Raw genomic sequence first — 533 nt, 5'->3', positions numbered from 1 at the left:
GCTTCCCACTCTGCGTCGCCTTCCAGCGCTTTCAGAGCAGAACCACGGATGATTGGCGTGTCGTCGCCTGGGAAGTCGTACTGAGACAGCAGCTCACGCACTTCCATTTCAACCAGTTCCAGCAGCTCTTCGTCATCAACCATGTCACATTTGTTCAGGAACACGATGATGTAAGGAACGCCTACCTGACGACCCAGCAGGATGTGCTCACGAGTCTGTGGCATTGGGCCATCAGTTGCAGCAACAACCAGAATTGCACCGTCCATCTGAGCAGCACCGGTGATCATGTTTTTCACATAGTCGGCGTGGCCTGGGCAGTCAACGTGCGCGTAGTGGCGAGTTGGGGTATCGTACTCTACGTGAGAAGTAGAGATGGTGATACCACGTGCTTTTTCTTCAGGTGCGTTATCGATCTGATCGAATGCACGTGCGCTACCGCCGTAGGTTTTTGCCAGAACGGTGGTGATTGCAGCAGTCAGGGTAGTTTTACCGTGGTCAACGTGGCCGATAGTACCAACGTTAACGTGCGGTTT

At 53.5% G+C, this 533-nt stretch carries 1 protein-coding gene; it reads right to left on the bottom strand.

Translation table 11 applies throughout. The annotated features are described in order from the left end of the window. Positions 1-533 (bottom strand): GTP-binding protein (locus AAC855_RS21225; RefSeq protein WP_340612119.1); only part of this gene is annotated, 533 nt, incomplete at both ends.

Origin of the sequence: Xenorhabdus bharatensis (assembly GCF_037996705.1) — a bacterium.
Classification (GTDB): Bacteria; Pseudomonadota; Gammaproteobacteria; order Enterobacterales; family Enterobacteriaceae; genus Xenorhabdus; species Xenorhabdus bharatensis.
The sequence above is the reverse complement of the archived record's forward strand: the minus strand, read 5'-3'. Positions and strand labels throughout refer to the sequence as shown.